7 protein-coding genes and 1 pseudogene are annotated in these 6,146 nt (G+C 33.8%); 5 read left to right on the top strand and 3 right to left on the bottom strand.

Going from position 1 to position 6,146, the window contains the following annotated elements; genetic code table 11:
- Window positions 1–102: 102 nt before the first annotated feature.
- Together V7183_RS25275 and V7183_RS25270 are read left to right on the top strand one after the other, a co-directional pair.
- Window positions 103–258: pseudogene (locus tag V7183_RS25275) on the top strand (DUF441 family protein); the annotation flags it as partial.
- A 13-nt stretch (window positions 259–271) separates the two neighbouring features.
- Window positions 272–1,336: an alpha/beta hydrolase gene (locus V7183_RS25270; protein ID WP_335361250.1), complete on the top strand. Its 1,065-nt coding sequence runs from the start codon at window positions 272–274 to the stop codon at window positions 1,334–1,336.
- A gap of 96 nt (window positions 1,337–1,432) precedes the next feature.
- Here the strand turns inward: V7183_RS25270 and V7183_RS25265 are convergent, their stop codons facing one another.
- Together V7183_RS25265 and V7183_RS25260 are read right to left on the bottom strand one after the other, a co-directional pair.
- A complete protein-coding gene (locus V7183_RS25265; RefSeq protein WP_335361251.1) occupies window positions 1,433–1,894 on the bottom strand; it encodes a CBO0543 family protein in 462 nt (153 codons plus the stop codon).
- Entirely contained in the window at window positions 1,806–2,996 is a 1,191-nt protein-coding gene (locus V7183_RS25260) for a DUF2515 domain-containing protein (protein WP_335361249.1), read from the bottom strand. The genes V7183_RS25265 and V7183_RS25260 overlap by 89 nt, the downstream gene beginning before the upstream one ends.
- 243 nt (window positions 2,997–3,239) lie before the next feature.
- On the opposite strand from V7183_RS25260, the gene V7183_RS25255 reads away from it, so the two are divergent.
- From V7183_RS25255 to V7183_RS25245, 3 genes are all read left to right on the top strand, one after another.
- Entirely contained in the window at window positions 3,240–3,629 is a 390-nt protein-coding gene (locus V7183_RS25255) for a VOC family protein (RefSeq protein WP_335361248.1), read from the top strand.
- 207 nt (window positions 3,630–3,836) lie between these two features.
- Window positions 3,837–5,069 (top strand): peptidase T, encoded by a 1,233-nt coding sequence (gene pepT, locus V7183_RS25250; RefSeq protein ID WP_335361247.1) that lies wholly within the window; start codon window positions 3,837–3,839, stop codon window positions 5,067–5,069.
- Between the two features lie 289 nt (window positions 5,070–5,358).
- A complete protein-coding gene (locus tag V7183_RS25245) occupies window positions 5,359–5,664 on the top strand; it encodes a metal-sensing transcriptional repressor (RefSeq protein WP_335361246.1) in 306 nt (101 codons plus the stop codon).
- 221 nt (window positions 5,665–5,885) lie between these two features.
- Here the strand turns inward: V7183_RS25245 and V7183_RS25240 are convergent.
- A partial coding sequence (locus V7183_RS25240) for an HU family DNA-binding protein (RefSeq protein ID WP_335361245.1) occupies window positions 5,886–6,146 on the bottom strand: 261 nt, incomplete at its 5' end.

Here is a 6,146-nt window from a genome sequence, read left to right as displayed (position 1 = left end):
ATATCACACAAATACCACATATTTCCTGGTTATCTTTATATAGGGTAAGTTCTAGCAGGCAATCTTTCTTGAGGTGAAGACTACATATAAAGGAGGTTTCAAATAGGATCCATTTTTATAGGCTTCATTGTGTCATATATAGGAAGAAAAGGTGTAGGAGTCTTAGTAGGAACTCTTGTTGCGGTACTATTTATAAAGGGATTACCAGCTTGGGTAATTATTGCAGCGGGTATGATAGCAATTATTTCAAAGAGATGAAAGGGAGTTTTTAATGAAAAGAAAATGGATATATATTATTTCAGTAGGAATTATTTTTATGACGCTTATGTCTGGCTGTTCTAGCATAAAAGAAACTTCTCAAAAGACTCCGACTTCTAAAGTAGTAAAACAAGAATTAGAAATTCAACAAGGAGAAGAAAAATTGTTTTTGCTCCATAAAAGTTTAGAATATAAAAAACAGTATACATCTGATGAAATTGTTTTATTTTTAGAACCGTTTAGTGTGCCTACAGCGGAAGCATTTGATGTGCCAAAATATTCGTGGATGGATGAGTATGCTAAAAAAGGATATGATACTTGGGCCATGGATTTTCGAGGATTTGGTCATTCTTCTCGCCCTAAAGAAATGTCAGAGCCTCCTTCCCAAAACCGTCCGGTTATTCATTTGAATGATGCAACTAAGGATCTAGAAACAGTTGTAAATTGGATCAAAAAGAAGAGGGATGTAAAAAAAATTCATATTGTTGGATGGTCATATGGAGGCGTTGTCGCTGGAAATTATGCGATATCCCATCCTCAAGATATTAATAAACTTGTTTTATACGGATATATGCATGGGTTCATACTTCCTATGATGACAAAACCTCTTGAAAATCCATCACAACCTAATCAATTTAATCCTGAAGCATCAGCCTATCAAATGGTGGACTTTGATAAAGGAATGCACCATTGGCATATGATGATGGGACAGAAAAAAATCGTTACAAATGAAGCAATGGATGCCGTAAAACAAGTGTTTATCAGTTCGGATCCTATGAGTAAGAAAAATAACCAAACTATTCGCCGCCCAATTGGTCCACTAGAGGATTTATTTTACATTTGGAAAAATCAACCTCTATATGATGTATCTAAAATTACCGTTCCAGTACTTGTCATTTATGGAGAAGATGACATATTTGCAGATCGAAATGTGATGTCGAAATTAACAGGTACAGAGCAAAAAAAAGAAGTGGTAATTCCTGATGCAACACATTGGGCTGTTTATGAAAAGAATCGTAATACGCTATTCTCACAAACACTACAGTTTATGCAAGGAAAGGGAGAAACAGCAGAATGAAAAAGAGCATAACAATCTTAGATGCTACCTTACGTGATTGAAGAAATTGTAAAAAAATATTTACGGTGAAGCAATATGTGAAAAGAGTTTGTTCTATTATCGCAGCCACTGATAAAATTTCCATATAAAAAACATGAAAATCATATATCCAAACAAAGAATATGTATGATACCAGTTTTCACTATGAGTGAACAATCCTAAACTTTCGGTGATTTGTTCGGATATGCTCGCGCAAATTCCAATTAAAATAATAAATAGAATTCTTGAAAATGTAGACAACATCTTTGCAATATGTAAAAAGAGAGCAGTAAAGCTCGGTAATATTAATAATGTAAAAGCAATGTTGATTGTAAATATAGTAGGGAATGGCCTTACTGGGAAGGCATACATTTGTTTACTGACAAATAGGAAGTCTAAATATGTTCCGATGAAACAGGAGAGAATGATCGTGACGACAAACGCTAGATGATTACTCTTCTGTTTCTTTTTCTCTGAGAAGGATATTTTTCTTTGCGAGAATGGCAATTTCAATTTTTTCAAGCGTTTTGCAATAGTCATCCACAATCTTCTCATTACTATTTTCTCCTTTATTAATTAAATAGTCCACGATGTGCCAATCCTCAAACCAGTCTTCTTTTTCCGCTTCTGTATGTTTAATGTCTTTCCAAGCATAAAGTAATGCTGGACTGTATAAACGATCTGCATCTTTTCGTAATTGACATTTTTTTATTCTACGTCGATAAAATTCACGTGAAAAGGATTCGTTTACACTAGAAAATAAATGAGGCCAGTAATCTTTTCGCGATCCAGTATGTGGATGATCATGAGCCCAATGTATCACTTTAGGTAAGATATGTTCATTACGAAATAACAATGAGTATAACCGTTTGCCGAGCAGAATCCGCTCATGCAAGGAAGTGAAATGTTTCATTGTATCACCAAATAGTACTATTTTTTGCTTAGTCTCATCTTCATAGAATGGAAAAAGGATATGATTAAAACGGAAGAAGTCAAAGAGTTTAAATCCAACACTATTGAGTACCGTCTTTTTTAAATGAGCATTTTGTATTACCCTTTTTTCTAAATAACTTTGTTCATTAATAATTGTCGCGATGGCTAATGTATAGCAATTGCCTGTTCGCCAAAAACAATTCCACATTGTTTCCATAAATGTTGATACATTGAGATATGATAGAAGGTGAAATAATCCTTTAGATTTTTGGATACTTTGTTCATATAATAAAAACTGCGGATACACATCTTGAAAAATTAGCCAATTTCCGCGTTCTAAAAAAGAGAAAAAGGCAAGCTGATCTTTTTCTGATAACAGCCTTGTATATAAATCGCCTTTTAAATCTGTCATGTTCCATCCACCATTACGTGATACCATATGTCCAAGCAGGGCCCAATGTATCTCAGGGTGCCGGAGGTAAAACTGATAATAAGCACGTGTCCTCGTTACATTATTTTTGTTAAGCAGTTTTGTTTGTTCTTTAATTTTATAAATGAGCATTTTCTCTTCTGTAGTTAATGTACAAGTTTTAAGGGAAGGGGAATTGCCTTTACTTTTTTTCTTTAGTTCATTTTTTACCTCTAAAAGAGAAAACGGGATTGCTTTGGAAGGCCCGTTCCATTTTCTTTTTCGATTGTTTTGGTACATTCCATTTCCTCCCGTTAATATGAATTTTAAAGTTTAGTAGAACGGTTATCACCATTTTATTACGCACATTATAAATAAATGTGAACTGTTTTTAGGTGATGTAGAAAGTGTAATACTTTTACTACAAGCACGATTAACCTTTTGTGCTACTTCATCTTCATACGAATGAGGGATTTAATAAATGCGAGACTCATTTATATTAATAGATAAGAGCATAATGATATTTTATAGGGAGGGGAATGTATGAAGAATTGGGTTCAGCTTAGAATTGCACGCCCGACGGATAAATTTGAAGAAGTTATCACATTTTATGAAGAAGGACTAGGTTTAAAACGTATAGGTGAGTTTCATAATCATGAAGGGTATGATGGAATTATGTTTGGATTACCTGATGCAGAATATCATTTAGAGTTTACAAGGCATATAAATGGTAGTCCATGCCCAGCTCCAACAAAGGATAACTTACTTGTATTTTATATGCCTAATAAAGCTGAAATTGAAAAAGTACATAGTAGGTTACATGCAATGGGCTATGATGAAGTTGAGCCAGAAAATCCGTACTGGAAAGAAAAAGGTATTACAATAGAAGATCCGGATGGATGGAGAATCGTACTCATGCATATAGAGAAATAAAAACAGCGTAGGTATAAAAATCTGAGGTCATTTTTGTTAGCTTTCGCTCCCATATCTAATTTTTAATTATGAATCGAAACCGTTCGCATTGTCAGACTTATTTTTAGTGAATCGTGTGAAAATGATGCTATTACAGTCAAAAAAGTTAAAATGTTTCGGTTTAAGGATTATAATAAAGAGAGATTTATGAAAAGGGAGTGAACGAATTTGAAACAAGAAATTATAGAAAGATTTACGAGATATGTGAAGGTAGATACACAATCGAATGAAGAAAGTCAGACAGTACCATCAACACCTGGACAAATTGAGTTCGGGAAATTACTAGTTGAAGAATTAAAACAAATTGGTTTGACAGAAGTAACGATGGATGACAATGGCTATGTAATGGCAACACTTCCTGCGAATACGGATAAAGATGTTCCTGTAATTGGCTTTTTAGCTCACTTAGATACAGCGACTGATTTTACAGGAAAGAATGTGAAACCGCAAATTCACGAAAATTTTGATGGTAAGGCCATTACGTTGAACCAAGAATTAAATGTAATTTTAACGCCGGAGTTATTCCCAGAACTACCATCATATAAGGGTCATACTTTAATTACGACTGATGGAACAACACTTCTTGGTGCAGATGATAAAGCTGGTATTACAGAAATTATGACTGCCATGAATTACTTATTACATAACCCACAAATTAAACATGGGAAGATTAGAGTAGCATTTACGCCTGATGAGGAAATCGGTCGTGGCCCATCTCATTTTGATGTGAAAGCTTTTGGAGCGTCTTTTGCTTATACAATGGACGGAGGTCCACTCGGGGGGTTAGAGTATGAAAGCTTCAACGCAGCAAGCGCAAAGTTAATTTTTAAAGGAAATAATACGCATCCTGGCACAGCAAAAAATAAAATGCTCAATGCAAGTAAGTTAGCAATGGAATTTCATGGACAGTTACCAGCAGAAGAGGCACCAGAATATACAGAGGGACATGAAGGCTTTTATCACCTTATTTCTGTAAATGGTGATGTTGAGCAAAGTAAATCTCATTACATTATTCGAGATTTTGACCGTGATAACTTCGAGGCTCGTAAAGATAAAATCACGAATATTACGAAACAGATGCAAGAAAAATATGGGGAAGAAAATATTATTCTTGAGATAAAAGATCAATATTACAATATGCTTGAGAAAATTGAACCAGTTAGAGAAATTGTTGATATTGCTTATGAGGCGATGAAAAACTTAGATATCGAGCCAAATATCCAACCAATCCGTGGGGGAACAGATGGATCTCAATTATCATATATGGGCTTGCCAACACCAAATATTTTTACTGGCGGGGAAAACTACCACGGTAAATTTGAGTATGTTTCTGTAGATAATATGGAAAAGGCTGTTCAAGTGATTATAGAAATAGCACGCCTATTTGAAGAACAGGCATAAAAAAGAAATCCAGATAGTAATAAATTGCTATCTGGATTTTTTTATTTGTTGTTGAATTGTAACGGTTTATGAAAGTGAACTTGTGTGGGAATTGCTTTCAAGGTTTAGTATAGGTTAAGAAGATCATGGTACTTTGTAGTGGATTTTGATATAGAGTATATCCATATGTATATTTTATGTTATAAATGTTATACTCCGATTAGATGTTATTACATATAGATAGAATTTGAATAGATTTGTTATAAATATCTATTTGTTAATACGGTAGAAATTTTAAGAAGGTGATAAAATGAATCATAAAGAAAATGAAAAGGTTACTACTCATCGATCGGATAAAGAAAAAGAACAAATCATGAATAGATTAAAGAGAATTGAAGGGCAAGTGCGTGGTATCCAGAACATGGTCGAAAATGATCGCTATTGTGTTGATATTTTAGTGCAAATTTCAGCTATTAATGCAGCGATGAAGAAGGTTGGAATGGGGATACTTAAAAATCATACGAATCATTGTGTTTCTAGTGCTATTAAAGATGGTAATGGAGACGAAGCAATTGAAGAATTAATGACGGTGTTTGAACGATTTTCAAAAGCGTAATGGAACAAGCTAGTATTTCATCTAGCTTGTTTTTTTATTTAATTCTAGTAAACGTACCGGGGAATGTTATTTATAATAGGATTCATTTCATCAATTAGAGAGTACAAGAGAGTAGTATAATTTTTACATGAATTTAGAAAGCATTAGGATAGAAGTGATTTTTAGAAAGAGTCTCAAAATAAAAAAAACAGCTTTCTCGTTTATGAGAAAGCTGTTTTTTATTATTTTACTGCTTCTTTTAATTCTTTACCAGCTTTAAAAGCAGGTACTTTTGAAGCTGCGATTTGCATTTCTTCACCTGTTTGTGGGTTACGGCCTGTACGAGCAGCTCTTTCACGAACTTCAAATGTACCGAATCCGATAAGTTGTACTTTTTCACCAGCAGCTAAAGTGTTTGTGATTGATTCTACTACAGATTGTACAACTACAGTAGCTTCTTTTTGAGAAATTTCAGCTGTTTGTGCTACATTTTTAATTAATTC

This window comes from Bacillus sp. JJ1127 (genome assembly GCF_036965845.1).
GTDB lineage: Bacteria > Bacillota > Bacilli > Bacillales > Bacillaceae_G > Bacillus_A.
This window is presented reverse-complemented; position numbering and strand designations above follow the sequence as displayed.

Coding starts and splice junctions, on each gene's coding strand:
- V7183_RS25270 (WP_335361250.1), top strand. CDS start 272: ATGAAAAGAAAATGGATATATATTATTTCAGTAGGAATTATTTTTATG.
- V7183_RS25265 (WP_335361251.1), bottom strand. CDS start 1,894: ATGACTATTGCAAAACGCTTGAAAAAATTGAAATTGCCATTCTCGCAA.
- V7183_RS25260 (WP_335361249.1), bottom strand. CDS start 2,996: ATGTACCAAAACAATCGAAAAAGAAAATGGAACGGGCCTTCCAAAGCA.
- V7183_RS25255 (WP_335361248.1), top strand. CDS start 3,240: ATGAAGAATTGGGTTCAGCTTAGAATTGCACGCCCGACGGATAAATTT.
- V7183_RS25245 (WP_335361246.1), top strand. CDS start 5,359: ATGAATCATAAAGAAAATGAAAAGGTTACTACTCATCGATCGGATAAA.